General features: G+C 46.5%; 29 protein-coding genes. 17 read left to right on the top strand and 12 right to left on the bottom strand.

Features of this window, described 5'->3' with window-relative positions; all coding sequences use genetic code 11:
- Positions 1-25 precede the first annotated feature (25 nt).
- From VC159_RS07910 to VC159_RS07865, 10 genes are all read left to right on the top strand, one after another.
- Positions 26-541, top strand: coding sequence for a DUF3305 domain-containing protein (locus VC159_RS07910; protein ID WP_251367778.1), 516 nt, complete (start codon positions 26-28; stop codon positions 539-541).
- Positions 541-1107, top strand: a complete 567-nt coding sequence (locus VC159_RS07905; protein ID WP_323473247.1) for a DUF3306 domain-containing protein — start codon at positions 541-543, stop codon at positions 1105-1107. Before VC159_RS07910 ends, VC159_RS07905 begins: the two co-directional genes overlap by 1 nt.
- A gap of 11 nt (positions 1108-1118) precedes the next feature.
- The gene (locus tag VC159_RS07900; protein ID WP_323473246.1) at positions 1119-3209 is read left to right on the top strand and encodes a 4Fe-4S binding protein; all 2091 of its coding nucleotides are present in this window, start codon (positions 1119-1121) and stop codon (positions 3207-3209) included.
- Positions 3206-3856 (top strand): molecular chaperone TorD family protein, encoded by a 651-nt coding sequence (locus tag VC159_RS07895; RefSeq protein WP_323473245.1) that lies wholly within the window; start codon positions 3206-3208, stop codon positions 3854-3856. The genes VC159_RS07900 and VC159_RS07895 overlap by 4 nt, the downstream gene beginning before the upstream one ends.
- A gap of 115 nt (positions 3857-3971) precedes the next feature.
- A complete protein-coding gene (locus VC159_RS07890; protein ID WP_216263680.1) occupies positions 3972-4193 on the top strand; it encodes a hypothetical protein in 222 nt (73 codons plus the stop codon).
- Between the two features lie 66 nt (positions 4194-4259).
- Positions 4260-7238 (top strand): formate dehydrogenase subunit alpha, encoded by a 2979-nt coding sequence (locus tag VC159_RS07885; RefSeq protein WP_323473244.1) that lies wholly within the window; start codon positions 4260-4262, stop codon positions 7236-7238.
- 27 nt (positions 7239-7265) lie between these two features.
- Positions 7266-7922: a formate dehydrogenase FDH3 subunit beta gene (fdh3B, locus tag VC159_RS07880; RefSeq protein ID WP_072582988.1), complete on the top strand. Its 657-nt coding sequence runs from the start codon at positions 7266-7268 to the stop codon at positions 7920-7922.
- Positions 7922-8158 carry a hypothetical protein gene (locus tag VC159_RS07875; protein ID WP_323473243.1) on the top strand — a complete coding sequence of 79 codons (237 nt, stop codon included), beginning with the start codon at positions 7922-7924 and terminating at the stop codon, positions 8156-8158. Before fdh3B ends, VC159_RS07875 begins: the two co-directional genes overlap by 1 nt.
- A gap of 47 nt (positions 8159-8205) precedes the next feature.
- The gene (locus VC159_RS07870; RefSeq protein WP_323473242.1) at positions 8206-9261 is read left to right on the top strand and encodes a formate dehydrogenase subunit gamma; all 1056 of its coding nucleotides are present in this window, start codon (positions 8206-8208) and stop codon (positions 9259-9261) included.
- Between the two features lie 10 nt (positions 9262-9271).
- On the top strand, positions 9272-9562 hold the full coding sequence (locus VC159_RS07865) for a hypothetical protein (protein WP_215359625.1): 291 nt from the start codon (positions 9272-9274) through the stop codon (positions 9560-9562).
- Here VC159_RS07865 and VC159_RS07860 read toward each other — a convergent pair whose 3' ends face one another.
- Entirely contained in the window at positions 9563-10258 is a 696-nt protein-coding gene (locus VC159_RS07860; protein WP_323473241.1) for an ATP-binding cassette domain-containing protein, read from the bottom strand.
- A 4-nt stretch (positions 10259-10262) separates the two neighbouring features.
- Complete coding sequence (locus tag VC159_RS07855) at positions 10263-10958, bottom strand: ABC transporter permease (RefSeq protein ID WP_215359629.1); 696 nt, start codon at positions 10956-10958, stop codon at positions 10263-10265.
- 66 nt (positions 10959-11024) lie between these two features.
- Between VC159_RS07855 and VC159_RS07850 the strand changes: the two genes are divergently transcribed.
- The 3 genes from VC159_RS07850 to cls are packed head-to-tail and all read left to right on the top strand — an operon-like array spanning position 11025 to position 13452.
- Complete coding sequence (locus tag VC159_RS07850; RefSeq protein WP_323473240.1) at positions 11025-11225, top strand: hypothetical protein; 201 nt, start codon at positions 11025-11027, stop codon at positions 11223-11225.
- Positions 11225-11977 (top strand): endonuclease/exonuclease/phosphatase family protein, encoded by a 753-nt coding sequence (locus tag VC159_RS07845; protein WP_323473239.1) that lies wholly within the window; start codon positions 11225-11227, stop codon positions 11975-11977. Before VC159_RS07850 ends, VC159_RS07845 begins: the two co-directional genes overlap by 1 nt.
- Positions 11974-13452 (top strand): cardiolipin synthase, encoded by a 1479-nt coding sequence (cls, locus tag VC159_RS07840; protein WP_323473238.1) that lies wholly within the window; start codon positions 11974-11976, stop codon positions 13450-13452. Before VC159_RS07845 ends, cls begins: the two co-directional genes overlap by 4 nt.
- Here cls and VC159_RS07835 read toward each other — a convergent pair.
- Both VC159_RS07835 and VC159_RS07830 read right to left on the bottom strand, forming a co-directional pair.
- Complete coding sequence (locus tag VC159_RS07835; protein ID WP_215359638.1) at positions 13449-14633, bottom strand: CaiB/BaiF CoA transferase family protein; 1185 nt, start codon at positions 14631-14633, stop codon at positions 13449-13451. The genes cls and VC159_RS07835 overlap by 4 nt on opposite strands.
- Positions 14634-14645: 12 nt before the next feature.
- On the bottom strand, positions 14646-15815 hold the full coding sequence (locus VC159_RS07830) for an acyl-CoA dehydrogenase family protein (RefSeq protein WP_215359640.1): 1170 nt from the start codon (positions 15813-15815) through the stop codon (positions 14646-14648).
- A gap of 160 nt (positions 15816-15975) precedes the next feature.
- On the opposite strand from VC159_RS07830, the gene VC159_RS07825 reads away from it, so the two are divergent.
- A complete protein-coding gene (locus tag VC159_RS07825) occupies positions 15976-16479 on the top strand; it encodes a YqaA family protein (RefSeq protein WP_323473237.1) in 504 nt (167 codons plus the stop codon).
- Here VC159_RS07825 and VC159_RS07820 read toward each other — a convergent pair.
- The 8 genes from VC159_RS07820 to VC159_RS07785 all read right to left on the bottom strand — a co-directional run bounded on the left by VC159_RS07820 (position 16476) and on the right by VC159_RS07785 (position 23623).
- Positions 16476-17180, bottom strand: a complete 705-nt coding sequence (locus VC159_RS07820; RefSeq protein ID WP_216263696.1) for an ABC transporter ATP-binding protein — start codon at positions 17178-17180, stop codon at positions 16476-16478. The genes VC159_RS07825 and VC159_RS07820 overlap by 4 nt on opposite strands.
- Positions 17181-17194: 14 nt before the next feature.
- Positions 17195-17950 carry an ABC transporter ATP-binding protein gene (locus VC159_RS07815; RefSeq protein WP_215292728.1) on the bottom strand — a complete coding sequence of 252 codons (756 nt, stop codon included), beginning with the start codon at positions 17948-17950 and terminating at the stop codon, positions 17195-17197.
- A complete protein-coding gene (locus tag VC159_RS07810) occupies positions 17950-18909 on the bottom strand; it encodes a branched-chain amino acid ABC transporter permease (protein WP_323473236.1) in 960 nt (319 codons plus the stop codon). Before VC159_RS07810 ends, VC159_RS07815 begins: the two co-directional genes overlap by 1 nt.
- Before the next feature lie 14 nt (positions 18910-18923).
- Positions 18924-19808 (bottom strand): branched-chain amino acid ABC transporter permease, encoded by an 885-nt coding sequence (locus tag VC159_RS07805; RefSeq protein WP_215359648.1) that lies wholly within the window; start codon positions 19806-19808, stop codon positions 18924-18926.
- An 87-nt stretch (positions 19809-19895) separates the two neighbouring features.
- Positions 19896-21131 (bottom strand): ABC transporter substrate-binding protein, encoded by a 1236-nt coding sequence (locus tag VC159_RS07800; RefSeq protein ID WP_251367780.1) that lies wholly within the window; start codon positions 21129-21131, stop codon positions 19896-19898.
- Positions 21132-21206: 75 nt separating this feature from the next.
- Complete coding sequence (locus VC159_RS07795; protein ID WP_323473235.1) at positions 21207-22448, bottom strand: FAD binding domain-containing protein; 1242 nt, start codon at positions 22446-22448, stop codon at positions 21207-21209.
- A 9-nt stretch (positions 22449-22457) separates the two neighbouring features.
- The gene (locus VC159_RS07790; protein WP_323473234.1) at positions 22458-22916 is read right to left on the bottom strand and encodes a VOC family protein; all 459 of its coding nucleotides are present in this window, start codon (positions 22914-22916) and stop codon (positions 22458-22460) included.
- A 14-nt stretch (positions 22917-22930) separates the two neighbouring features.
- Positions 22931-23623, bottom strand: coding sequence for a TetR/AcrR family transcriptional regulator (locus VC159_RS07785; protein WP_323473233.1), 693 nt, complete (start codon positions 23621-23623; stop codon positions 22931-22933).
- A gap of 112 nt (positions 23624-23735) precedes the next feature.
- On the opposite strand from VC159_RS07785, the gene VC159_RS07780 reads away from it, so the two are divergent.
- The 3 genes from VC159_RS07780 to VC159_RS07770 all read left to right on the top strand — a co-directional run bounded on the left by VC159_RS07780 (position 23736) and on the right by VC159_RS07770 (position 25695).
- Entirely contained in the window at positions 23736-24212 is a 477-nt protein-coding gene (locus VC159_RS07780) for a CoxG family protein (protein WP_072582970.1), read from the top strand.
- Between the two features lie 76 nt (positions 24213-24288).
- On the top strand, positions 24289-25143 hold the full coding sequence (locus tag VC159_RS07775) for an FAD binding domain-containing protein (protein ID WP_215359656.1): 855 nt from the start codon (positions 24289-24291) through the stop codon (positions 25141-25143).
- Between the two features lie 42 nt (positions 25144-25185).
- A complete protein-coding gene (locus tag VC159_RS07770; protein WP_323473232.1) occupies positions 25186-25695 on the top strand; it encodes a (2Fe-2S)-binding protein in 510 nt (169 codons plus the stop codon).
- Positions 25696-25710: the final 15 nt, after the last annotated feature.

The following is a 25710-nucleotide window of genomic DNA, read 5'->3' as shown; positions in this document are numbered from 1 at the left end:
AACATTTATGCGCTTTGCAGTACTAATGCGTAAACAGAATATTGATAACCCATGGGTCTCGTTCCGCTGGGTGCCTCAGGAAGTGTTGCCTGATTTTGGGCAATTCAATAGTCAACAAAGTAAATCCATTGCGGGTCAGTTTCTTGGGCGTGATGCCGATGGTGAATCCTGGTTATTCACAGGTTATGAACTTGATCTCTTTCCGGACGAGGCTGAGGGCTACTATCTCAATGTTTCTGCTACAACACCCGCATGGTTTGTTATGTGGCGCTTGGAAGAAGATATTGAGCGTTATATCGATGAGCAATCACTTCCCTTGGCAAAGTCTGAGACTTCGTTTGCAGTGCCCCATCGTATTTGTGTCAGTTATAACGAAGCCGCTCGATTGCTCGATGGTGGTGAGTCGGTTGATACGATACCGCTGAGTGAGCAGCATGCCTCATGGTTACAAGAGTATGTCAATGACAACTATCGGCCGGAACCCAAAAAACGCCATAAGCCAGCTTCATTCAAGGGTGCGCAACGCCCTATGGAGGAATAATGGCCGATGGATTTCTGGAGCGTTGGTCCAGGCGTAAAGCTGGTAAAGAAGATGTCTCACCAGAAAAAAAAGTAGAGGTTCCTAAAGAGGCTGATCAGGCTCCACTCGTTGAGGGTGCTCAAGAGGCTGCACCTCCGCCAGCTACCCTAGAGGATGTAGTCAAGATCGATCGTTTCGATCCAGACTTTTCTGCTTTTATGAAACCGGATGTAGATCCCGCTGTTCAGCAGGCTGCTCTAAAGAAAATGTTTACCGATCCCCATTTCAACATCATGGATGGGTTGGATATTTATATTGATGACTACAGTAAGCCGGATCCGCTACCGCCTGGGATGCTGGAGAGGATGGTGCAGAGCGATATGCTCAACCTTTTCCGCAAATCGAGCGAAGAGCTTGCTCCAGAATCCCAGCAAAGCGTAAACCCAGTGCCTGAACCGCATCTTGAGGGCCGCACATTGGCAGCCGAACAGCAAACTGATTTAACATCCACACAACAAAAACCTGCAGATCAGTTGGAAGAAGTGCCCAATAAGGTATCAATAGAGTCTGAACAGAAAAAAACCTAAGAAGATAGCGCATGAGTCAAAAATTAGTCTGCAACTGTAATGGCACCATGCCTTTGGATGCAAAAGCTATCGGTGCTCCGATTCATCAATCCTTATGCAGGCAGGAGGTCGGCTCTTTTTTAAAGGCGCTAGATGGTTCTGATTCTCTAGTGATCGCGTGTACGCAAGAGGGTGCACTTTTTAGTGAGCTCGCTGACCAAGCTGAAAAGCCATTGGTTGCGCCACTACGTTTTGTCAATATTCGTGAAGTAGCTGGTTGGACTCAAGAGGCTAAAACATCCGGACCTAAAATTGCTGCGTTGTTGGCTTTAGCTGATATGCCTGAGGCTGAACCTGTCCCTGTCGTGAGTTACGAAAGCCAGGGTAGGTTGTTAATTATCGGTGCTGGTTCTCAAGCTATTTCTTGGGCTGAAAAATTAAGCCCATCGTTAGATGTTTCTGTCTTGTGTACCCAGCCTGGCGATTTACCGCTGACCCGTAGCTACCCCATTTTTACCGGCGCAGTCACCAAGTTAGATGGTTATCTAGGAAACTTTTCAGTAAATTGGGAATTGCAAAATCCGATTGACCCGGAGATGTGTACTCGCTGTGGTGCCTGCGTTGAAGTATGTCCTGAAGGTGCCATTGATCTTTCCTTCCAGATTGACTTAAGTAAATGTAAATCCCATCGTGACTGCGTTACTGCATGTGCCAGCATTGGTGCCATTTCTTTTGATCGCAAAGAGCGTGAACGTAATTCAGAATTCGATTTAATTTTGGACCTACGTGTAGATCCCAAGATGCGCATGAGTCAAACGCCGCAGGGGTACTTCGCTCCTGGCATTGATCCCCTTGAGCAGGCGCTGGCAGTTAATCAACTCTCCGAGATGGTGGGGGAGTTTGAAAAGCCTAAATATTTTGCTTATAACGAAAAAATTTGTGCTCATGGTCGTAATGGCAAAGTAGGTTGCAGCGCTTGTATTGATGTTTGTTCAACAGGCGCTATTGGTTCAATCTTTAAAAATGGCCAAGGTTCTGTAGAGGTCAATCCAAATCTTTGTATGGGTTGCGGAGCTTGTGCAACTGCATGCCCTTCCGGGGCAATGCGTTACAACTACCCAAGCATTGCTCATCAAGGTAAAGAGCTCAAAACGGTAGCGAGCGTCTTTACCGCCGAAGCTAAAAAGATCAATCAGGCGATGGCTCCCAGCTTACTTTTGCATACCCTAAAAGCAGGTACGCAAATGATTGATGGCTTGGGCAGATCGGCGCATGTCATGCCAAAGCAATTCGAAGGTCTCCCTGCATTTGTGATTCCTTATGGCATTGAGCATATTGCCTCTACTGGTTTGGACTTATGGCTGGGTGCGCTGACGTATGGTTTTGCGGAAGTGACTTTGTTATTAAGTGGAGACGAGGATCCTGCATATCGCGCAGTACTTGAAGAACAGGTAGTTTTAGCAAACAGCATTCTGAATGCGTATGGCTTTGACGATCGCATTCATCTGATCTTGGCTAGTTCTGCTGAAGATATAGCGGCTGTATCTAAAGCAATGGGCGTATTACGTCAGCGTGGATCACTCGGCCCGATCTGTACTCCTGCAAGCATTGGCTTATCGAATCAGAAACGCGAAACGCTTGAGGCAGCTTTAGAGCATTTGCAAAAACAAGCGAAGACTCCATTGCCGGAGATGGGTGTTGTGCTTCCAAAGTCTTCATTGTTAGGTGGTCTGACAATAAATAAAGATGCTTGTACCTTGTGCATGTCTTGTGTCAGCGGCTGTCCTGAAGGTGCGCTTTTAGACAATCCTGACGAGCCTATTCTTTCGTTTATTGAGAAGCAGTGTGTACAGTGCGGCATCTGTGTGCAAACCTGTCCCGAGAAGGCTTTAACTCTTGCACCTCGTTTGCAAACAGTTGAGCAACGCAAGCAACGGACTACCCTGAACGAAACCCAGGCCTTCCATTGCATTAGTTGTGGCAAGCCTTTCGGAACACTCAAGATGGTTGATTTGATGCTCAGCAAGCTTGGATCGCATGGTGCTTTTGCTGGGGCTGCAATGGATCGATTGAAGATGTGTAGTGATTGTCGAGTGGTAGATATGGTGAAAAAAGAAACATGAGCGAAATTGCGAAAGAAGTAGCGAAAGAGAATCTATCTGCCGAAGTAGGCGATGTAGGCTTGCCTGAGGATTTGGCTAGGGCAGATTTATATGGCTTGATTGCCCGCTTTTTTCAGATGCCGCCTGATGAAGAGCTTTTAGATCAAATTGCCGCTACCGCTGATCAGCAAGATGCTGCAGATGAGGCGCCCTTGGCTAAGGTTTGGATGGATGTAGTGGAGGTTGCTAAAAATAACCCCGCCAAAGCTTGGCATGATGAGTTTGATTTGAATTTCATTAGCGTTGGTAAGCCAAATGTCGTTTTGAATGGCTCCTTTTACATGGCGGGCCATCTAAACGAAAAGCCTTTGGTAAACATTCGTAAGGTTTTAGAAGGTTTTGGACTTGAGGCAGCAGAAGAGGTCACTGAAACTGAGGACCATATCTCGGCCCTATGCGAGGTCATGCGTTACCTCATTGCGGGGGATGATGTGGAGATCTCAAACCTTACAAATCAAAGGGTTTTTTTCAATGAGCATATTCGCCCTTGGTATGACGAATTTTGCGATGCAATAGAAGGCATTCCTGAAATGCATTTGTATCACCCAGTCGCCGCCTTAACCAGAGAATTCCTAGCAATTGAAGGCCAAGGCTTCGACATGATTTGATGTTGCATCGCAATATGAATATTGCCCTAATAACTAATAGTTACACCAATATGTCAAAAATGCGATTTCCTATTACACTTGACGCAGATCAAGAATAATTCCATAGGAGCATGCAATGACCGTCAAATCCAAGGTTGCTTTAAGCGAAGAAAATAAGCCATCGCGCCGCAAGTTCTTTATTGGTGCAGGCGCTGCAGTTGGAGCTGTCGCTGTAGTGAGTCAAACCCCAATTGGCAAAGCGGTTATCCAGGAAATTAGTGGAGCCAAAGCCGTGCAAGATGTTGGTCAAACGATGACTGCTCACATGCGCAAGTACTACGAATCCACTTTGATTTAACCATCTTCTCTTCACTATTGCTTTCACTGTTTCTAAATAAATAAAAAACTTTCTCAGGGACATCATATGAGTCTGACTCGTAAATCCAATACCCCACAAAGCAGTCGTTCCACATCGCGCCTGATCGGTAGTCTTTCACGCGGCTTAAAAGCGGCTGTTCCAACGATGGATCGCCGCGCATTCCTCAAGCGCTCAGGCGTGGGAGTTGGCGCTGGTATCGCTGCTAGTCAATTAAGTTTTGTTCAAAAAGCATCTGCTGAGCAAAGCAAGGCAATGCTAGACGGCAAGGGCAAGATTGAAGTTAAGAGATCTATTTGTACTCACTGTTCCGTAGGTTGTGCAGTAGATGCCACCGTTGAGAATGGTGTATGGGTTCGTCAAGATCCGGTATTTGATTCCCCAATTAATATGGGGGCTCATTGCGCTAAAGGCGCTGCCTTGCGTGAGCACGGACACGGTGACTATCGTTTGCGTTACCCAATGAAGTTGGTTGATGGAAAGTACCAACGCATTTCTTGGGATCAGGCCTTAACTGAAATTACTGCACAGATGAAGAGCATTCGAGAGAAATACTCTCCGGATGCGATGTTCTTCATCGGCTCCTCCAAACACAATAATGAACAGTCCTACTTACTCCGTAAGTGGGTCTCTTTCTTTGGCACAAACAATACAGACCATCAAGCTCGTATTTGTCACTCCACAACAGTAGCGGGTGTTGCAAACACCTGGGGCTATGGTGCGATGACCAATAGCTACAACGACATGATGAATGCCAAGGCTGCTTTGTACATTGGTTCAAATGCGGCTGAAGCTCACCCAGTTTCAATGTTGATGCTCTTGCATGCAAAAGAAAATGGTTGCAAGGTAGTTGTAGTGGATCCGCGCTACACACGTACTGCTGCTAAGTCAGACCAGTACATCCGCATTCGCTCTGGTACTGATATTCCGTTCTTATTCGGCATGCTGTATCACATCTTTAAAAATGGTTGGGAAGATAAGAAGTACATCAACGACCGTGTTTATGGCATGGAAGAGATTCGTAAAGAAGTGATGGAGAAGTGGACGCCTGCTGCAGTTGAGGAGGCTTGTGGTGTGCCTGAGGCTCAGGTTTACCAAGCTGCTAAAACTATGGCAATGAATCGTCCTAGTACCGTTGTTTGGTGTATGGGCCAAACCCAGCACACTATCGGTAATGCGATTGTGCGCGCCTCTTGTATTTTGCAATTAGCTTTAGGTAACGTAGGTAAATCTGGTGGCGGCACCAATATTTTCCGCGGTCACGATAACGTCCAGGGTGCAACTGACGTTGGCCCTAACCCAGACTCATTGCCTGGTTACTATGGTTTGGCTGCTGGCTCATGGAAGCACTTCTCAACAGTTTGGGGTGTTGACTACGAGTGGATTAAGGGTCGCTATGCGCCCGACATGATGGAGAAATCCGGCACTACTGTGTCTCGTTGGGTTGATGCTGTTCTCGAGAAGAATGACATGATCGACCAGCAGACTAACGTAAAAGGCTTATTCTTCTGGGGCCATGCTCCGAACTCACAAACTCGCGGCCTCGACATGAAGCGTGCGATGGATAAGTTAGACCTCTTAGTGGTAGTGGATCCTTATCCAAGTGCTACTGCTGCAATGGCTGCAATGCCTGCTGCAGAAGGTCAAGCGGTGAATAAGAATCGCAATGTGTACTTATTGCCTGCTGCAACACAGTTTGAAACTTGTGGCACAGCGACAGCATCCAATCGCTCATTGCAGTGGCGCGAGAAGGTAATCGATCCATTGTTTGAGTCTGTTCCTGACCACGTGATCATGCAGGCTTTTGCTGATCGCTTAGGTTTCGGCGAAGAGTTGTCTAAGAACTACAAAATGCTCAGTTCCAAATTTGCTGGTAAGCAATGGAAAGAGCCGCAAATTGAAGATATCCTGCGCGAGATTAATCGTTCTTGCTGGACAATTGGATACACAGGCCAAACACCTGAGCGCCTCAAGGCTCACATGAGAATGGTGGCAACCTTTGATCCGAAGACATTGAAGTCTCGCGGCGGTGTTGATCCAGTAACTGGATATGACACTACTGGTGACTACTATGGCTTGCCTTGGCCTTGCTACGGTACAGCAGCTATTAAACATCCGGGCTCACCTAATCTGTATGACACAAGCAAGAGCGTGATGGAGGGCGGCGGTAACTTCCGCGCTAACTTCGGTGTTGAGCGTGATGGCGTCAGCTTGCTTGCTGCCGATGGATCCCACTCTAAGGGTGCCGCAATTACTACCGGCTACCCAGAGTTTGATCACGTGTTTATGAAGAAACTGGGTTGGTGGGATCAGTTAACTGACGACGAGAAAAAACTCGCAGAGGGTAAAAACTGGAAGACTGACTTATCTGGCGGTATTCAGCGCGTGGTAATGAAGAATGGCTGTCATCCGTTTGGTAACGCCAAAGCGCGTGCAGTGGTTTGGAACTTCCCAGACCCAGTTCCAATTCACCGTGAAGCACTTTACAGTACAAACGCCCCAATGATGCGTAAGTACCCAACAGCTGCCGATAAGAAAAACTTCTGGCGCTTGCCAACCCTCTACAAGACGGTTCAAGATCAAAACTTGAATCAGAAGTTATATGAGAAGTTCCCAATCATTCTGACTTCAGGTCGTTTGGTTGAGTACGAGGGTGGTGGTGATGAGACTCGTTCCAACCCATGGTTAGCAGAACTCCAACAAGAAAACTTTGTGGAGATTAATCCTAAGGCTGCAGCAGATCGTGGCATTAAGAACTGGGATTACGTTTGGGTGAAGTCGCCAACTGGTGCCAAGATCAAAGTACGCGCATTAGTGACTGAGCGCGTAGATCAAGGAACTGCTTTCGTACCATTCCACTTTGCTGGCTGGTGGCAGGGCGAAAATATTCGGAAGTATTACCCAGAAGGTGCCGCCCCAGTAGTGCAGGGTGAAGCGGTTAATACTGCAACTACCTATGGTTATGACATGGTGACGATGATGCAAGAAACGAAAACTACAATGTGTCAAATCGAGAAATTTGCCTAAGTCAAAAAATAAGGTCAGGAGAACACAATGGCAAGAATGAAATTTATTTGCGACACAGAGCGATGCATTGAGTGCAACGGTTGTGTCACAGCCTGTAAGAACGAAAACGAAGTACCTTGGGGTGTTAACCGTCGTCGCGTTGTAACGGTGAATGACGGCATCATTGGCCAAGAAAAATCTGTCTCAGTTGCTTGTATGCACTGTAGCGATGCTCCTTGTATGGCCGTATGCCCAGTAGATTGTTTCTACCGTACGGATGAGGGTGTTGTGCTGCACGATAAAGATATCTGTATCGGTTGCGGTTACTGCTCTTTTGCTTGCCCATTTGGCGCGCCACAGTTCCTCAGCAAGGGTGCCTTCGGCTCCCGCAGCAAAATGGATAAGTGCACATTCTGTAGTGGTGGCCCAGAAGAAAACGGTAGCGTTGCAGAGTTTGAAAAGTATGGTCGCAATCGTTTGGCAGAAGGCAAGTTACCGCTTTGCGCTGAAATGTGCTCTACCAAGGCATTGATTGGCGGCGACAGTGATGTCATTAGCGGCATCTTTAATAATCGCGTTGCCACCCGTGAGAAGAATGGTAAGTACCCAGGATCCAAAGCTTTTGGTTGGAATACTGCTTATGGTGGACCGGATGCACCAGCGCCTACACCAACGCCTGCAGCAAAAATTCCAGGAGCTCAATAATGAAAGTCAATTTCAAAACTCTCGGTATGTGTTTTGCAGCAGCAGCTTTGTTGGGGGCTTGCTCTGAGCCTCCAGAAATTGCTGCTAAAGCTGCTAAGCGTCCAGATGTTGCCCCTTATATGGGTGCTAATAATGGATTTATGACTAAGAATTGGACGCCAGGCAATCAGGCTAGTTGGACCGAATCGATTGACAAGCGCAATCAAGCTCAAAACGAATACAGTCGCGTTAAGTGATCAACTAAATAACAATAAATAAAACGAAAACGTTTAAGGACATTTGTATGAAACGATCATTTTCTAAAGTTCTACGCACTTTGGTAGTGGCTGCAGGTTTGTCACTAACTCTAGCGAGTGGTATGAGCTTTGCTGAGCGTGCACCGATGGCGCCTTTGCCTTCTCCTAGTGGAGTAGACGTGCCTCCTGCATCTGTGCCGGCAAATCCTAACGCTTTGGCCAATGGCACTCAAGCACAGGCTCAGCCTGCAAACCCATCGATCTTCATGGCGCCAAACAGTGACCCACAAAACTACGTCAGTATTCCGGATAAGCAGGCAGGTGTTTTGATCCAACGTGCCGGTCAAGAATGGCGTGTAATTCGTAACGGCATCATTACCGTTTACGGTGGCTGGTTATTGGCGATTGCCTTCTTTGGCATTATTGCGATGTACACCATTAAAGGCTCAATCAAGCTGCATGAGCCATTGTCAGGCATTAAGGTAAAGCGCTTTAGTGCATTTGACCGCATCACTCACTGGGTGATGGCGTTCAGCTTCTTGGCCCTCGCATTTACAGGTCTATTGATTCTGTACGGCAAATATTTTGCAATGCCTCTAATGGGTGGTGTTGCTTACGGCTCTTTCTTAATGGTTTGTAAAAATATTCATAATTTCACTGGCCCATTATTTACTCTGAGTATCGTGATCTTCTTCTTGCTCTTTGTGGGCAAAAATATTCCCGGAAAAGGCGACCTCAATTGGTTGTTAACTTTTGGTGGAATGTTTAGCGGCAAGCATGTGCCAGCTGGCTTCTTCAATATGGGTGAGAAATTTTGGTTCTGGTTTGGTATGACTTTCTTAGGCTTAGTAATTTCTGCCTCAGGATTCGTGCTCGACATGATCGTGCCGTTTATGCAGATAGAGTACCTCCGTGGCACGATGCAAATCGCCAACATCATTCATAGTAGTGCTGCAATCTTGATGACTACCATGGCTATGGGCCACATTTATATCGGCACCATTGGTATGCAGGGCTCAATCGACGGTATGAAGACCGGCTATGTAGATGCTACTTGGGCTAAAGAGCACCATGAGCTCTGGTATGACAAACTGAATAAATAAGGATAAGGCCATGAAAAGAATCATTGCTCTTACGTTTTGCGCATTTGCTGCCTCCTCGGTAATGGCGACATTGCCACCATTGAGCCCAGAGGCACAAGAAGCTGCTAATTTGGCTAAAGCAAAAACTGCCTACGGCGATAAGGTTGGTGCATATCAACTCTGTCAGGCTCAAAACCGGGTTGCTGATCGATTTAAGGTTTCTGGAACTGCTGCTCCAGCAGCCTGTACTGCACCACCACCATTTGTTCCACCAGTTGCAGCAGCTGCTCCTGCCGCTCCAGCGGCACCCGCTGCCAAGTAATTAGTCGGCGAGTAGCTCTTGTTGTAAGTAGCGTTTAGCTGCTGGTGTTTGAGGATTGTTAAAGAAGGGGCCTACGGGTCCCTTTTCTTTTATTTCCCCTTGGTCAATGAAGATAATGTGCTCAGCCAGTCTTTGCACTTGGGCAAGTTGATGGGATGAAAAAATCACATCTACTCCCTGACGATCAAATTGACGAATCAGTTCTTCAACCTGTTCGGTGGTATTAGGATCAAGGTTTGCGGTAGGTTCATCTAGTAAAACTAAATTGGGTTTTTGAAGAATAGCTCTTCCAAGGCAAACCTTTTGTCTTTCACCTGCAGATAATTTATGCGCTGGGCTATTGGCAAGCCCGCTTAAACCTACTTGCTCAATCACTCGGTCTACATCAGCATTTTTAATGGACTCATCCGCATCACAAACCATTGCGATATTGGTTTTAGCTGATGCTTTGATCATCGGCGTGTGATGCAAAACCAAAGCCGTTTTTGTTTTAAACGAGTAATTCACTGTTCCGCTATCTGGCTTAACGAGCCCATCTAGAAGTTTTAGAAGAGTTGTTTTGCCAGCGCCATTAGGGCCAATACAGGCGGTAATTCTGTCTGCTGGAATGAGGGCGTGCGGGATATTCAGAATGGTTCTGCCATTGCTTTTGACAATGATGTCTTTGAGCTCAATGAACTTTTCAAAATTTTCCATTGCATTAACCATAGCGGTGCTCCGCAATTTGGCGAACTGCAAAGGTAAATAAATTGGCCAGAAGAACAATGGTAAGCAAGACGATGCCAAGGGCGAGAGCTAAAGGCAGGTCACCTTTGCTAGTCTCTAGCGCAATCGCCGTTGTCATTGTTCTGGTGGAATGATCAATATTACCGCCAACAATCATGACCGCTCCAACCTCGGATATGGCTCTAGCTAGGCCGGCAAGCACGGCAATAGTCAGCGAGAAGCGGCAATCCCATATCAGCCATTTAAAGCGGGAAAGGGGTGGCAATTTGAGGCTCAGAAAGGAATCGCGATGTATTTTCCAAGAGTCCTCCAGTATTTGGCGGCTAAGGGCGGCGATTAAGGGGGTTGTGAGCAATGTTTGAGCCACAATCATCCCTTTCACTGTAAATAGCCAGCCCCACATGCCAAGGGGCCCTGTACGTGACAGCATGAGGTATACCAGCACACCAACTATGACTGTAGGCACACCCATGAGGGTGTTCAGGGTCACAATGATGGTCCTTTTCCCTGCAAAACGTTCAGTGGCCAGAAGGGCGCCAATAGGTAGGCCCAAAAGCGTTCCAACTAGAAGGGCTGTAAGGCTGACCTGTAGAGAAACCCAGACAATCCCCATTACGCCGCCATCTAAGTGGGCGAGCAAGGAAAGGGCGTCTTGAAAAGCTTTTAACATGCGCTTGATTCTATCAAGGCAATGGCAAAATGACTGTAATGAGATTGATTCCCCTATTTTTGACCTATGGCTGAAGTGGTTTGCCTCTGCAATGAGGTCCTCGACGTGGATTTGCGCGAATATTTAGATGTCCACCCGATAGACTCGATTGATGAGTTACGGGAGCAGGCATCTATTTGCAATAAATGCATGCAGTGTCAAGATTTAGTCGAGGGTGAAATTTACTTAGCGCGCGTTCGACGCCAACGTGCTGCAGGTCAGTTTTGATGAGCTCTATTAAAACTGCTCGTTTCACAGTATTGAGTATGAATGTCCATAAAGGGTTATCTCCTTTGCATAGACATTCCACCATTTACCAACTGCGTGAAAAAATGCGCAGCCAACATCCAGATCTTCTTTTCTTGCAAGAACTACAACAGGAGCATCGGGGTAGAGTGCGTCGTTTTAGTCAATGGCCGTTAGCAGAGTTGACCCACTTCCTTTCGGAAGACTTTTGGCGCGATTGGCATTATGGAAAAAATGTCGAGTATCGCGATGGACATCATGGCAATGCCATTCTCTCTAAGCACTCCCAGCAAAAAGGAAGTAACTACGATATTTCAGCATACCGCTTTGAGAGTCGCGGCCTGCTACATAGCGTTACTACTTTGGATGGCATGGATCAACCCATTCATTGTTTCTGTGTACATTTGGCGCTTTTTGAACGTGGCAGAGAGAGGCAGTTGGAGGCCATCATTAAGCATATTCAGGATTTAACTCAAAATGGACCCACCATCGTGGCGGGCGACTTCAACGATTGGCGTAATCGGGTGAGCGCCCCCATGAAGGCTGCTGGTTTCGATGAGGTATTTGAATTACTGACCGGCTCCCCAGCAAAAACATTTCCCAGTGTGAAGCCCTTGCTTGCGATGGATAGAATTTATGTTCGCGGAATAAAAGTACATTCAGCTGAAATTTTGCATGAATGGTTAAATCTGTCAGATCACCTGGGCATTACTGCTGAATTGGAACTTAAATGAATCCCTTATTAAATATATTTCTGAATCAAACTTTTGAGTTTAATTTTAATTGGCTATTAGTCACTCATTTTTTATTGGTTACCTACTTTATTGGCGTCATCATTTCTGTGAGAAGGCCAGTAGGCGTTGCCTTTGCCTGGATTTTTATTGTGATGACTTTTCCGCTAATGGGAATTGCCCTTTACGTACTGATTGGAGAACGTCCGGTAGGTCGTAGTTTGACGCGAAAAATTAAACGTATGAATCTAGAGTATTCGCAAATTACCCAACAGTTATGTCAAGAGTTTGCAGGTGAGAGACAGAAGTTACCTATTGAGTCTAGAGCCATAAGTCTATTGGCTGAATCCAATAATGGCACTCCAGTAGTGGATGGAAACAAAGTGGAGCTGCATACAAATTCACTGGAAATTCTGCAGCTCTTAATTGATGAGATCAATCAGGCAAAAAAAAGCCTGAATCTAGAGTTCTATATTTGGGCTCTGGGTGGTGATGCCGATCGAGTGGGTGAGGCTGTCATTGCCGCCTCAAAGCGCGGTGTAGATTGTCGCGTTTTATTAGACTCTTTAGGTAGTAAGGACTGGTTTAAGTCATCCTGGCCTGCCCGGTTCCGAAACGCAGGCATTCAAGTGACTGAAGCATTGCCGATTCAGATTGGCCGCTTTCAGTTCCGCCGCGCAGATCTGCGCTTGCATCGAAAAATATTTGTAGTGGATGGTTCCGTGGTGTGGACTGGAAGTATGAATATGGTCGACCCTCGTACTTTTAAGCAGAACTCAGGAGTTGGGGAGTGGGTTGACGCAATGGTTCGTATTGAGGGGCCGGTTGCAGCGCAGTTCGAACTGACCTTTGCGTTCGACTGGAGTGTTGATAATCCTAAGATTACCCATTTTAATGATCGCTCACCTCCAGTGGCGCCAAGGGAGGGCGGGGTCATTGCCCAGGAATTTGCTTCTGGGCCGGTATATCGTGACGATATTTTGTATCAACTAATGCTTTCGGCCATTATCGATGCGCGGGAGGAACTTACTATAACCACCCCTTACTTTGGTCCGGACGATGGCCTGATGCAAGCATTGATGGCTTCTGCAAGGCGCGGCGTGAAGGTCACCTTGATTGTGCCAAAGCTGAATGACTCCACTTTGGTTGCGTGGAGTAGCAAAAGCTTCTATCAGGATTTATTAACTTCTGGAGTCAAGATTGCTGAGTTTAAGGGTGGCCTCTTACATACCAAGAGCTTGTTGATTGATCAGCGAGTTGCAATCTTTGGTTCAGTGAATTTTGATCAACGTAGTTTGCGACTGAACTTTGAAATTAGCTTGATTGTGTATGACGATGATTTCTGCGCCAATCTTGAGAGGCTGATTCAGTCCTACTTAGCGCAATCAGATTATGTTGATCCTAAGGCCTGGGCGAAGCGCCCGCGCTGGCATCGCTATCTTGAAAACGCAGCACATCTCACTTCACCACTGCTTTAAATTGCGCCGCTTGCCCTCATGCCAGCAATATCAGACTCGCCTAGTCCCAATTCTTTAAGGATGGAGTCTGTATGGTCTCCTACCGCTGGGATGGGGTCCATGCGATAGTCATAGCTGCTATTTAAGCCGGGGGGCAGTAAGGCTGCAATTGCACCGTTGGGGGTATCCACCTCAGTCCAGCGATTACGCGCTTTAAGCTGCTCATGCTTCCAAAGACCCTCCATATCATTGAGGTGAGCATTTGCAATTTGCGCTTTTTCTAGTCTTGCAATTAATTGCTCAGAAGTCAGTTGCCCAAAGCAAGAGTCAATAATTTCTAAAAGTTCAGTGCGCTTTTTATTGCGCTTGAAGTTACGATCAAAGCGTTCATCTTGTGCAAGTGCAGGGTTTTCTAAGACGGTTTCGCAAAATTGCACCCACTCACGTTCATTCTGTAAGCCCAGCATGACCGTCTTACCATCACCCGCCTTAAAGGGGCCGTATGGATAGATGGTGGCATGAGAGGCGCCATTGCGTGGTGGCGGTTCTGCGCCTTTGTAGGCGTAGTACAGAGGAAAACTCATCCATTCAGTGAGGGACTCGAGCATAGAGATATCGATGACTGAGCCTTTACCTGTTTTTCCTCTTTGCAAGAGGGCCGCTAAGATATTGGTATAGGCATACATTCCAGCTGCAATATCAGCAATTGAGTTTCCAGCTTTGCTAGGGGTTTCCGGTGTGCCCGTGACCGATAAGAATCCAGCCTCACTCTGAATAAGTAAGTCGTAAGCTTTTTTATCACGATAAGGGCCGTCATTTCCATAGCCAGAGATATCGCACAGAATCAGCTTTGGATTGTCTTTCTGCAAAATCTCGGCTGTAAGTCCCATGCGAGCAGCTGCTCCTGGCGCGAGGTTTTGTACTAAGACATCTGCCGTCTTTAGTAATGTCTTGAGTGCTGCAATTGCTGATGGCTGCTTAAGATCTAAGGTCAAACTTTCCTTAGAGCGATTGACCCAAACGAAGTGAGAGCAAAGCCCATCTACCTGCGTGTCATACCCTCTAGCAAAGTCACCGCCACCAGGCCTCTCAACCTTAATGACTCTTGCCCCTAAGTCTGCTAATTGGCGTGTGCAGAAAGGTGCTGCTATAGCATGCTCTAAAGAAACAACGGTAATCCCATCCAGTGGACGAATGCTCATATTAATGTCTTCTTAGAAAGATCTTGGAAGGCCAAGAACATGTTCAGCAATGTAGGAATAAATTAAATTCGTTGAAATAGGCGCCACTTGATAGAGGCGAGTTTCCCTAAATTTACGCTCAACATCGTATTCATTAGCAAAGCCGAAGCCACCATGGGTTTGTAAGCAGACGTTTGCTGCTTCCCAAGATGCTTTAGCCGCCAGGTATTTGGCCATATTGGCCTCTGGACCACAGGGTTGGTGATTGTCAAATAACTCGCATGCTTTAAAGCGCATGAGATTTGCGGCTTCGGTTTCAATATAGCTATCAGCAATCGGAAATTGAATCCCTTGGTTTTTACCAATTGGACGATCAAAAACGACTCGGTCATTGGCATAGCGGCGGGCGCGATCAATAAACCAGTAAGCATCACCAATACATTCAGCAGCAATCAAGACTCGCTCGGCATTTAAGCCATCCAAAATGTATTTAAATCCTTGACCTTCGGTGCCAATGAGATTCTCTGCGGGGATTTCTAAGTTATCAAAAAATACTTCGTTGGTTTCATGGTTCACCATATTGGCAATGGGCCGTACTTCCATGCCTTTGCCAATGGCATCAGCAAGATTGACGATAAAGATCGACATGCCTTCTGACTTGCGTTGTACTTCACTAAGTGGAGTGGTGCGCGCCAGCAAAATCATTAAGTCAGAGTGCTGAATTCTGGAGATCCATACCTTTTGACCATTCACTACGTACTTGTCACCTTTTTTAACTGCGGTGGTTTTCAGCTTGGTCGTATCTGTTCCGGTTGTTGGCTCAGTGACTGCCATACTTTGAAGTCGAAGTTCGCCCGTTGCAATTTTCGGGAGATACATTTTTTTCTGAGCTTCGGATCCATGACGCAATAAAGTACCCATGTTGTACATCTGGCCGTGGCACGAACCTGAGTTACCCCCAGAAAAATTAATCTCTTCCATGATTACGGAGGCTTCCGCTAGGCCCAAACCAGAGCCACCATATTCTTCTGGAATTAAGGCAGCCAACCAACCGGCTTTAGTCATGGCATCTACAAAAGCTTCTGGATAGCCTCGTTCGTGGTCAATCTTTTGCCAGTAGGCGGAATCAAAAGAGCCGCAGAGATCACGCAATGCTTCACGCATTTCTTGGTATTGGTCTGGCTTGGGAATAGGGTGATTCATGAAAGTCTCAATTTATAGGTTTTATGGTGTATTTACCGTTTCAGGCATTAGTTTAAGCAAGATTTGAAATTCATGGAGATTGGCCAAAACAAGGCAAAATAGGCTTGATGAGATCCAAAGAAATTCACTCGTATGACAGCACCTTAGAGGCCATGGCTTAATGGACCCGATGTTCGAGCACTTTTTTGGATGGTTTGAAATGCCTTCGGTTGGCTTGCCGGCGGTATTTATTAGCGCCTTTATTTCTGCAACATTAATACCAGCTGGTTCTGAACCTATTCTGTTTGGCTATATCACCCTTAACCCTGACTTATTTTGGGCGGCAATTGCCGTTGCCACAGTTGGTAATACATTAGGCGGAATGTTGGATTGGTGGCTGGGAGCAATAGCGCGAAACCGGTTTAAGGTAATGGATGAGCCGCGCAATACTCGCCTCAAGCGTTGGCTTGAAGAGTGGGGGCCTAAGTTGCTGCTGCTGTCTTGGTTACCTGGATTGGGAGACCCCTTGTGTCTAGCGGCGGGATGGTTAAAACTCCCATGGCAGCCATGCTTGATTTATATGTTTATTGGCAAGCTCTTGCGCTTTACTATGCTTACCTGGTTGCTTACTTTGGTGCCAAACAGTTTTTGGCACCAGTTAGGTCACTGGCTGCATCTCATCTAAACGGCGCAATACTTCTGCTGAATTTCATCATTGTTTAAGAGATTTTGTGCGGTGTCATGAAAAACAATCTCACCTTGATCGAGGATATAGGCCCGGTCAGAAATTTTCAGAGCTTGTTGAACGTTTTGCTCCACCAGCAGAATGGTTAGACCTTCTTGCTTTAGTTTGGCAAAAAGCTCAAACATCTCCTCAACCAAGACTGGCATGATGCCTTCTGAAGGCTCATCAAGCAGAATGACTTTAGGTTTGCCAATCATTGCTCTGGCAATGGCAAGCATTTGTTGCTCACCTCCGGACATCGAGGTGCCATCTTGATGTAAGCGCTCTTTCAGTCTGGGGAAGGTTTCAGCGATTTCATCCACTAGAGCGCTCATATCGCCAGAATTCTTCTTGGCGATCACCCCAAGCTCTAAGTTTTCTTTGACAGTTAGCCCAGGAACAATGCGACGATCCTCTGGAACATATGCCAGACCTAAATGAAAGCGTTCATGAGCGGGTAAATCTAAAAATGAAGTGCCATCAATGGATGCTTTACCTTGGCGTTTAGATAGCAGGCCCATTAGAGAGCGTAGGGTAGTCGTTTTGCCAGCGCCATTACGACCCATCAAAGTAACGATCTCTCCTTTATTCACCTCAAGTGAGACACCCTGTAATACGTGACTACGGTCATACCAAGCGTTTAAGTTTTCAACACGCAACATAGTTTGCTTTCTGTTTAACCTTGACCTAGGTACACACGACGTACCTCGGCATTATTTTGGATTTCTTCTGGAGTACCTTCCGCCAAGAACTCGCCATGGTGCAGAACGATGATGCGCTTGCAAAGACCCATGATGAGTTTCATCTTGTGCTCAACCAAAATCACCGTCCGCTCGCTAGCGAGCGTGCGAATCAATTCCATCATGACCAAAGTTTCTTCTGGTGACATGCCAGCAGTGGGCTCATCTAGCAAAAGTAGGCTCGGGTTGCAGGCCAATGCCATCGCAATTTCAAGGGCGCGCTGCTGACCATGCGCTAGATCGCCCGTTTTTTTATTACGTAAGTGCTCTAGATTCACTCGATGCAGCAATTCATCGGCTATCTCAATTGGCTTTGGATAGCTTTGTGCATTTCGGAGGAAGTTATAACGCGCTGTTTCCATCTGTGCGGCCACCCGGACATTCTCATGAACGCTGAGTTGCTTAAACACATTGGTGATCTGAAAGCTTTTAGAGATTCCTATGCGAGCAAATTCATGCTGCTGCATACCAGTGATATCTTTGCCATTAAATAGAATTTGACCGCTCGATGGTGGGAACGCGCCACTCAAGACGTTAAAAAAGGTACTTTTGCCTGCGCCATTAGGACCAATAATTGCCGTAAGTGTTCCAGGCATAAAGCTAGTGGATACGTCCTGTAATGCCTTGAACTTACCAAAGCTCTTGCTGACATGACGTGCTTCAAGAATAGGGGTTGTAGTTGCACTATTCATTATTTCGAATCCTGATTAATTTGTAGCTTGCTCAGAATGGTTCCCCAGATGCCTTTAGGGAAGAACAGTACAAAGAACATGAACACTAAACCAACGACAGCCATCCAATGCTTAGTGAAGGTGGTGACCACGTCTTCCAAGTAGAGCATGACTGCTGCACCGATGAATGGGCCAAAGAAGGTGCCCATTCCACCGAGAATGCTCATCATGACTGCTTGGCCAGACTGTAGATAGTGCAGAGAATCAATTGGCACAATAGAGAGGTGGAGGGCGCGTAATGAACCTGCTAAGCCACAAATCGCCGCTGATAATACGAAAACCAATAGTTTGGTACGGGCTACGTCAAATCCACAAGCTGCTGCGCGCTTCTCATTCTCGCGAATTGCTTCCATCACAGCGCCTAAGGGCGAACTTAGGATGCGGGAAATAAGCCAAATGGCAATCACCACAAAGAAAAGAATGATGTAGTACTTCACCAATGGATTTAAGAAGTCAACTGGGATGCCTAAGATGTTGAATTCATCTACGCGGACACCTCGTAAACCATTTTCACCACCAGTAAGACTCTCTGCTTTATAGAAGATGTAGTACACAATTTGACCAAGTGCTAAGGTCACCATGGAGAAGTAGATGCCACGAGTACGAATAGCAAGGTAGCCCATGATCAGGCCACCAATAGCGGCACCAATAATGCCAACCAAAATAGCGGCACCCCAAGGTACGCCATAGTGAACAATGGCAATACCGGTGATGTAGCTGCCAATACCTAAAAAGGCTGCATGACCAAACGATAGAAGACCCATGTAACCAAACAGTAAGTTAAAGCCCATGGCAAATAAACCAAAGATCAAAATATTGATCGCCAGCGCTTCATACGGCATGATGAATGGGAAGACTGCCAAGAATAGCGTACTAGCTAGTACGCGATGACGTGCAATGAGTTGGAAAAATGAATTCATAAATATTCGGAGCCTTAGCCCATCGCTCCTGCTTTACCAAATAAACCCTGTGGGCGAATTAACAGCACTACAGCCATCAGTACAAAAATGGAAAGCTCTGCTAAGTCGGGGAAGAAGAGGGAGGTCATGCTGTAGACCACACCCACTAACAAGCCAGCGACCACTGCGCCAACGGGTGAGCCCATGCCGCCAACAACAGTCACTACAAATGATTCTGCCAGAATGGGAATGCCCATTTCTGGATTGACTGAGCGCGTTGGTGAGGCCAGGATTCCTGAAAGACCGGCAATTGCGCAGCCCAAGCCAAAGACCAAAAGCCACACCTTGGCAATATCAACACCAAGCACTTTCACGATCTCTTGATCGGCAGCGCCAGCTTTAATGATGAGGCCGTAACGCGTCTTTTGAATGAAGAACCAAACGCCCAAAATAACGACGGCAGTTGCTGCAATGAGGAAGAGGCGATATTTAGGGAAGTAACCAATGCCTACATTGACCGTTCCGCCAAGACCCTCTGGGGTGATTGAAGGTAAGCCTTCGATGCCAAAGGTAACACGCATTACTTCAATCAGGACGTATGAAAGCCCAAAGGTAAGTAGCAAAGGGTAGTCCAAGCCGCGGCCATAGAGTGGCCTGACTAAAAAGCGCTCAGTGACAAGCCCTATGCCGCCTGTAAGCAATGGCGTTAGTACTAGGCTGAACCAAAAACTTCCAGTGATGCCTAAGAAGTACACGCCTAAAAATGCGCCCACCATAAAGAAGGCGCCATGTGCAAAGTTCACTACGTTAAGCATGCCAAAAATAAGGCATAGGCCAAGGGCTAAAAGTGCATAAATGCTGCCCAAGGCGATGCCCGTAAGCAGTTGCATGCAGAGAAGTTCGAATGAAAGACCGGTCATAAATGTACTCAGAAAAAACTCCCCTTTACCAAACGGTGCGGGGGAGTGGATCAGGGTGAATGTGTCATCCACCCTGAAATTTTAAAATTAGGCTTTGTGACCTAGTTCCGCGCATGAACGCATATTTTTCTCAGTAGTAGGTTCAATCGTCAAAATATTGAAGACGTCATACTTGTCTTTCATATTCTTAGATTTAGACTCTACGATGATGACGGTTTGCACGGCCTGATGGTCGCACTTACGATAGTACTCAGGCCCCTTGTACCAGTCGTACTTCATATTCTCCATTGCTGTAACCACTTTTAGGGTGTCAGTAGATTTTGCAATCTTCACCCCAGCCAAGACGCTCTTCACTCCAGCGTAGCCTAGTGCGCCGTAGTCAGACGGTACGGAGCCGTTATACATTTTGCGGAAAGCATCGTTAAATGTTTTTGCAGTTGGGATACGATCTTCTAGACCCCAGTAATAAGATGTGCCACCAATAATGCCTTCGAAGGCTTCAGGGCCACCAGCAAGACGAGAGGTATAGAGGAGTACTGGCGTAACAATCTTCATACTGGATTTAAGGCCAAAGTCAGTACATTGTTTTGCTGCATTGACCAAGTCGCGACCAAAGTTACAGAGCACCAAAATATCTGGATTCAAAGCTTTGATACGTGGTAAGAAGGCGGAGTAATCGGATGCGCCTAATGGGTGACGGATGTCAGCCAGAGTAGTAGCACCCATTTCTTTGCCAGCACGCTCAAACGCACGCACCATTTCATGGCCGTAAGCATAGTCAGCTGTTAAGAACACAATTTTTTTACCAAAACGGGGGATGGAGTAACGCGCTACAGCGCCAGCCGTCATCGTTGGGTTCAGGGCTTCGTGGAATGTATAGACGCTCCAGTCTTTAGCTTCGTTAATTGCATCAGATTGGCTGATGGAGTTAAAGAGAACCTTACGCTCCTTACAAACAGCATTGATCGAGAGTTGTGTCGCGGCAGAAAGTGAGCCAACTACAAAGTTCACTTTGTCTTTTTCAATTAATTCCAATGTACGTGTTGCTGCTTCGCCAGGATTAAGTTTGTCGTCACGCACTAAGAGTTCTGCTTTGCGCCCATTAAAGCCGCCTGCATCATTAAATTCTTTAATGGCTAATTCAGCAGCTTTCACCTGATCCTGAGCTTCTGCTGAGAAGGGCCCTGTCAACGGCGTCGGAAAGCCGATCTTGATAGTGTCAGCCTGAGCATTTGCTACGTTTAACCAAAGTGGGGTGCTTGCTGCTGCGGCTCCACCAATCAACATCTTGCGTCTCGTTTGATTCGTTACTTTTTGTTTCATGGTTGTCTCCTCCATATAAAACTTTGTTAAATAAGAATACTTTTTATTTTTTTAAATCTTAACTGAATGCGCTTTTTAATGGGCGGATTCAGGCACTGCTTTCCCTTGAGCTAATAGATCGCTGATATCAATCGCGGTTTCCGCCATCACAGTATCGGCATTTCTTTTTAACTTCTCGTTATCCCTATTACCCTTGCTTCCTTGGGCTTGCATATAGCGACCCAAATACTGGGCTCTAGCCACTACTTGTTGACCTAGCTTTAAGCGCTCTTCACTATATGCATTGAGTGCTGCTGGAGTAGCGCCATGCGCGGCAATATGCTTGGCTATCACAATAGCTTCATCACCAGCCTTAGTGACGCCCATTCCTACGTGCGGTCTACCAACAAAAGCAGCATCACCCATGAGTGCGATTCTGCCAAAGACAATTTGTTCGGAGCGTACGTCATAAATGGCTTGTAAAAATGGGGCAGCTGTTTTTTCTAATATTTCTGCGTACTGTGGCGCCAAGATCTCCTGTGCGACTTTACGCATGTGGGCAATATGCTTCCATGACACCTTGAGGGGCGGAATGCCGGTGGGGTAATAATGGCCATCATCGTCTGTGAGAAGGCTTATTAATTCTTCATGCTCTGAAGCTGGGCGATACCAAACAAAGTTATAGCGACGCTTTCCTGGGCGCGTGTCATTGCCAGAGCCAGCAACTGGGTAACCCAGCATTTGCTCGCCATTGGGCAAACAAAAGCCAAAGCGATTAAATAGAGTGTCTAAGGTATTCCTTGATAAGCAGGCTTCATCACACACGCCACGCCAAGCTATATAGCCGGCATATTCAGGTTGAATCTGTGGTGCGACTTGCGCTCGCACTGCAGAGCGTATGCCATCGGATGCAATGAGCAATTCAGCATCATATTGGCTGCCGTCTTCGCAAAGTACCTGTACAGCGTGCGAATCTTGCGTAACCGACTTCACTGTCTTACCTTGAAGGTAGCGCTCGCTTGGAAAGCTTTCTTTGAGCATGTGATACAGGCGACTCCAAGAGGTTAATACTTGAGGTAATTCCATTTCACCTAAGCTTTGACCGTCAGCGCCCAAAGTAACACGCTTAGTCACGGGTACGCCGAGTGTTTCATCAACAGTCACTCCAGCAGCGCGTAGCGCTTCAGCTAAAGCATCATGGGTCACAATGCCGGCGCCACGTCCGTCCAAGGATCCAACAGTCTTTTCTAGCAAAGTAACGTCATGGCCTTGGCGCAGCAAAATATTTGCCACAAATAAACCACCAAGAGAGCCGCCGACAACTAGAATTTTTGCCATCAATAACCCCTATGCCGCTTTTGCATCTAGGGCGGTTTTTTCTGCTGCTGGATAGTTCAACTCAATAACAATGCCGTTAGGATCATCCAAAAATATTTGATGGAGCCCTATGACTGGTACGGTTCGTTCGCGATAGGAAATATTTAATTTTTTGAGAAGCGCAATTTTTTCTTCCAGGCCGGTTGCAAAAAAAGCAATGTGATCAACAGCGCCAGATCCATGAAGCGAACTAGGGTCGCGCTCACCTAAATATTTTTTCAGTCCGTTCGGATCATTTTTGTCAATAGCAATAAGGTGCAAGACTGCATTAGCCCAGCTACTCTCATCGCCGTTATAAAGCCAGACACCAGGGAACGGGAACTCCGGTCTAGGCCCCACTGTAAGGCCAAGTAGCTTGCTATAGAAGTCAGTAGTTTTTTCGATCTCTAGACTGCGGATCGAGAAGTGATTCAGGCTTAAGTTAGACATGGATACCTTTTGAATTAAGCAAACAGTGATTTAGCAGAGTGAAGGTAAGACTGCACTCGGTCGCGAATGATTTCTTGTTCTGTATTGGGGCTTTCGGCGGCATATATGGCTTGTCCATAGATCCAGCGCCTCATGCCGATATAGAAAATGCCACCATGCAGTCCCATGAGAAATTCAAGCTCACGCTGGGTGGGCTTTGATGTATCAGACCTACCGCAATACTTGCGAGTTTCGCGAATGAGTCTTGGTAATAAGCGCGTGCGCAAGAGCTCGAAGAAGCGATCGCTAATAGAGTGATCACTTAAGCCAGAAAAAATTAAAATGCGCACAAAGTCATAAGTTAAGACTGTGTTGGAGTAGTCCAAATAGAACGCATTGAATTTTTCTTCGGGAGTAAGGGAGTCATCATCCAGCAGCTCTTCCCACTCTGGCTTCCAGCGAGATTCAAAGACTTCTTTATAAACCTCCTGAATCAGCGCATCTTTGGTGGGGAAGTAGTGATAGAGCAGGGTATGAGTGATGCCCAACTCTTTGGATAAATTTCTTAATTGGCCATCGATACCATTTCTAGCGAAGAACTGAATGGCGCTGTCCAGTATTTGGCGTTTACGCTCGGCTGTCCCCATTCTTTTTCTAGTGGGCGCCATGGATCCTTCTGAAATTTCAGCAGTATTTGGGCTAGTAACGCTATCTTCAGTAAAACGCATGGATTCTCAGGGTTTATCCGAATTTGGACTTATTGACCAAAAGTTAAATAATGGTACATTGTTGAACAATTGGTAGATAAGACTCTATTCGTACAAACCCCAAGGAGATCAAATGGAATTAAATGGCGAGCAACTCATATCCGCTCCAATCCCTGAAGTATGGAAGGGTTTGAACGATATTGATGTGTTGGCCAAGTCCATTCCAGGCTGCGAGGAGATCAGTCGCATCTCCCCAGAAGAGATTCATGCCAAGGTGATGTTCAAAATTGGGCCGGTTAGAGCCCGTTTTGCAGGGAAATTGCTTCTAAGTGACATCATCCCGGACCAGTCTTGCTCTATGGCCTTTGAAGGGTCTGGTGGGGCGGCAGGGTTTGCCAAAGGTAAGTCACGAGTGGAGCTGAAGCAAGCCGAAGGAGGTACTTTGGTCTCTTATACAACGGAAGCCTCGATTGGTGGCAAGTTAGGTCAAATTGGCGGTCGCTTAATTAGCGCATCGGCAAAAAAGATTGCAGATGATTTTTTTCAGAAATTTGCAAAAGAATTAGGCGGGGAGACAGTGGCGTTGGAGTCAGACGCTGGTGGTAAATAAAAAAGCGGTAACAAAAAAGTAGCGCAAAAAATATAAAGCTAGAAAAGCTTAATACATTGGTGGTGGAGGAGACTTAATGAAATCTGCAGCATTCGATTATGTAAAGCCCAAGGCCTTACAAGAGGCCTTGTCTTTGCTTGAGCAGGGCGGCGATGATGCGCAATTAATTGCGGGTGGGCAAACTTTATTGGCCACTTTGAATATGCGTTTGTCTGAGCCCACAGTGTTAATCGATATCACCGATATCGCTGAGCTCAAAGGTATTTCTGTTGTTGGCGATAGTTTGCGTATTGGCGCTCTAGTGACTCATACTGAAATTGAAGATTCAGAATTAGTCGCAAAACATGCCCCACTTTTAAAAGCAGCAGCCCCGCATATTGCCCATCGCGCCATTCGTAATCTAGGAACCTGGGGTGGCTCACTGGCATATGGTGACCCAGCGGCTGAATGGCCCGCTTGCAGCTTGACTTTACGGGCGACGATGATCATTCATGGTCCAGCGGGCGAGCGCCGAATTTCTGCAAACGATTTTTTCATTGACCTGTATACGACCTCATTAGAGCCCGATGAAATTCTCGTGGCGACTGAGATTCCATTGGCAAGCAAGCAAGAAGTTTTCTATTTTCATGAGCTGGCTAGACGTCATGGCGATTACGCAGTCGCTGGTTTAGCTGCAGTTGCACAGAAGCAAGGTGATGTTTTGACTCACTGCGCCTTTACATTCTTCTCTGTTGGTGCCACGCCAGTAATGGCAACTAAAGCGCAGGATTTAATCAACGGCCAAAAACTCAACGATGAGTTAATTGCTAAGGCCGTAGCCGAAGCGCGTAATGAAATCGAAGCTATTGCAGACATTACTAATAGCGCAGAAGCGAAACAACATTTAATTGGTGTATTGCTTGAGCGTGGACTCAAGCACATGATTGCTTAATACTCAAACAGCAAGCATAGGCAAAAGAATTCGGAGATCAAAATGAGTTTGAAGAAAAAAATTTCAATGACCGTGAATGGTCGACTCGTCAACGCAGAGATTGAGCCACGCAGACACCTGGTGGATTTTTTACGCGAAGATTTACATTTAAAAGGCCCTCACTTGGGTTGTGAGCAGGGCGCGTGTGGAGCTTGTACCGTCAAGGTGGATGGGCAAATCATTCGCGGATGCCTATTTCTGGCAGTACAGGCGGATGGTAGCGTGGTGGAAACGGTCGAAGGTCTCACCAAAAACGGTACTTTGACAGATCTACAAGAATCTTTCATGCGCCACAACGCTATGCAGTGTGGTTTCTGCTCCTCTGGCATGTTGTTAGCTGCAGCAGAGTTGATTGAGAAACAACCAAAAGCAACGCGCGAACAAGTGCGCGAATGGATCTCAGGTAATTACTGTCGTTGCACTGGTTACCACTCCATTGTCGATGCGATCGTCGACGTATTGGATGCTCGTGCCAAGGGCCAAAAAATTAAACCTGTCCTTGCTAACGTCTAAGGTATTAAGGAAAAC

The sequence above is a fragment of the Polynucleobacter sp. JS-JIR-II-c23 genome (genome assembly GCF_035011225.1).
Taxonomy (GTDB): domain Bacteria; phylum Pseudomonadota; class Gammaproteobacteria; order Burkholderiales; family Burkholderiaceae; genus Polynucleobacter.
The sequence above is the reverse complement of the archived record's forward strand: the minus strand, read 5'-3'. Positions and strand labels throughout refer to the sequence as shown.

Coding starts and splice junctions, on each gene's coding strand:
- VC159_RS07790 (WP_323473234.1), bottom strand. CDS start 22,916: ATGTCTAACTTAAGCCTGAATCACTTCTCGATCCGCAGTCTAGAGATC.
- VC159_RS07785 (WP_323473233.1), bottom strand. CDS start 23,623: ATGCGTTTTACTGAAGATAGCGTTACTAGCCCAAATACTGCTGAAATT.
- VC159_RS07795 (WP_323473235.1), bottom strand. CDS start 22,448: ATGGCAAAAATTCTAGTTGTCGGCGGCTCTCTTGGTGGTTTATTTGTG.
- VC159_RS07885 (WP_323473244.1), top strand. CDS start 4,260: ATGAGTCTGACTCGTAAATCCAATACCCCACAAAGCAGTCGTTCCACA.
- VC159_RS07905 (WP_323473247.1), top strand. CDS start 541: ATGGCCGATGGATTTCTGGAGCGTTGGTCCAGGCGTAAAGCTGGTAAA.
- VC159_RS07805 (WP_215359648.1), bottom strand. CDS start 19,808: ATGACCGGTCTTTCATTCGAACTTCTCTGCATGCAACTGCTTACGGGC.
- VC159_RS07890 (WP_216263680.1), top strand. CDS start 3,972: ATGACCGTCAAATCCAAGGTTGCTTTAAGCGAAGAAAATAAGCCATCG.
- VC159_RS07850 (WP_323473240.1), top strand. CDS start 11,025: ATGGCTGAAGTGGTTTGCCTCTGCAATGAGGTCCTCGACGTGGATTTG.
- VC159_RS07875 (WP_323473243.1), top strand. CDS start 7,922: ATGAAAGTCAATTTCAAAACTCTCGGTATGTGTTTTGCAGCAGCAGCT.
- VC159_RS07845 (WP_323473239.1), top strand. CDS start 11,225: ATGAGCTCTATTAAAACTGCTCGTTTCACAGTATTGAGTATGAATGTC.
- VC159_RS07820 (WP_216263696.1), bottom strand. CDS start 17,180: ATGTTGCGTGTTGAAAACTTAAACGCTTGGTATGACCGTAGTCACGTA.
- VC159_RS07835 (WP_215359638.1), bottom strand. CDS start 14,633: ATGAGCATTCGTCCACTGGATGGGATTACCGTTGTTTCTTTAGAGCAT.
- VC159_RS07800 (WP_251367780.1), bottom strand. CDS start 21,131: ATGAAACAAAAAGTAACGAATCAAACGAGACGCAAGATGTTGATTGGT.
- VC159_RS07825 (WP_323473237.1), top strand. CDS start 15,976: ATGGACCCGATGTTCGAGCACTTTTTTGGATGGTTTGAAATGCCTTCG.
- VC159_RS07900 (WP_323473246.1), top strand. CDS start 1,119: ATGAGTCAAAAATTAGTCTGCAACTGTAATGGCACCATGCCTTTGGAT.
- VC159_RS07830 (WP_215359640.1), bottom strand. CDS start 15,815: ATGAATCACCCTATTCCCAAGCCAGACCAATACCAAGAAATGCGTGAA.
- VC159_RS07775 (WP_215359656.1), top strand. CDS start 24,289: ATGAAATCTGCAGCATTCGATTATGTAAAGCCCAAGGCCTTACAAGAG.
- VC159_RS07770 (WP_323473232.1), top strand. CDS start 25,186: ATGAGTTTGAAGAAAAAAATTTCAATGACCGTGAATGGTCGACTCGTC.
- VC159_RS07895 (WP_323473245.1), top strand. CDS start 3,206: ATGAGCGAAATTGCGAAAGAAGTAGCGAAAGAGAATCTATCTGCCGAA.
- VC159_RS07910 (WP_251367778.1), top strand. CDS start 26: ATGCGTAAACAGAATATTGATAACCCATGGGTCTCGTTCCGCTGGGTG.
- cls (WP_323473238.1), top strand. CDS start 11,974: ATGAATCCCTTATTAAATATATTTCTGAATCAAACTTTTGAGTTTAAT.
- VC159_RS07810 (WP_323473236.1), bottom strand. CDS start 18,909: ATGAATTCATTTTTCCAACTCATTGCACGTCATCGCGTACTAGCTAGT.
- VC159_RS07780 (WP_072582970.1), top strand. CDS start 23,736: ATGGAATTAAATGGCGAGCAACTCATATCCGCTCCAATCCCTGAAGTA.
- VC159_RS07815 (WP_215292728.1), bottom strand. CDS start 17,950: ATGAATAGTGCAACTACAACCCCTATTCTTGAAGCACGTCATGTCAGC.
- VC159_RS07860 (WP_323473241.1), bottom strand. CDS start 10,258: ATGGAAAATTTTGAAAAGTTCATTGAGCTCAAAGACATCATTGTCAAA.
- fdh3B (WP_072582988.1), top strand. CDS start 7,266: ATGGCAAGAATGAAATTTATTTGCGACACAGAGCGATGCATTGAGTGC.
- VC159_RS07855 (WP_215359629.1), bottom strand. CDS start 10,958: ATGTTAAAAGCTTTTCAAGACGCCCTTTCCTTGCTCGCCCACTTAGAT.
- VC159_RS07865 (WP_215359625.1), top strand. CDS start 9,272: ATGAAAAGAATCATTGCTCTTACGTTTTGCGCATTTGCTGCCTCCTCG.
- VC159_RS07870 (WP_323473242.1), top strand. CDS start 8,206: ATGAAACGATCATTTTCTAAAGTTCTACGCACTTTGGTAGTGGCTGCA.